This is a genomic window from Myxococcus sp. CA023 (assembly GCF_010998615.1).
In the GTDB taxonomy this organism is placed as follows: Bacteria; Myxococcota; Myxococcia; order Myxococcales; family Myxococcaceae; genus Myxococcus.
This window is the reverse complement of record NZ_JAAEAH010000198.1, coordinates 1-456: the sequence shown is the minus strand read 5'-3', so window position 1 is coordinate 456 and position 456 is coordinate 1. Positions and strand designations below refer to the sequence as shown.

Here is a 456-nt window from a genome sequence, read left to right as displayed (position 1 = left end):
CAGCGTGGTGGTGATGGTGGTAGTGGCCTTGCTGGGCATTGCGCTGATCCTGCGCGCCTGGCACCTGTGGCCGTTCACCAGCAGCGTGATGGTGACCGACAACGCCTATGTACGCGGCCAGATCACGGTGATGGCGCCGCAGGTGAACGGCTATGTGACCGAAGTGCTGGTGAAGGATTTCCAGCATGTGAAGCAGGGCGAGCCGCTGCTGCGCATCGATGACCGCATCTATGCGCAGCGCGTGGCCCAGGCGCAGGCGACGCTGGACAGCGCGCGCGCGGCGCTGGCCAACTCGGACCAGTCACAGGCGCAGAACCGCGCACAGATTGCCTCCGCCCGCGCCACGCTGTCGGCTGGCCAGGCCGAACTGCAGCGTTCGCGCAATGAATTGAAACGCTACGAGGAACTGGCGGCGCAGCAGCTGGTGTCCATCAACGACCGCGACAAGTTCCGCAC

Annotated in this window: 1 protein-coding gene; it reads left to right on the top strand. The window is 65.4% G+C overall.

Annotation, left to right across the window (positions count from 1 at the left end; translation table 11 throughout):
• Positions 1-456: HlyD family secretion protein (locus tag F8M74_RS37245; RefSeq protein WP_163884768.1), on the top strand; the 456-nt coding region annotated here is incomplete at both ends.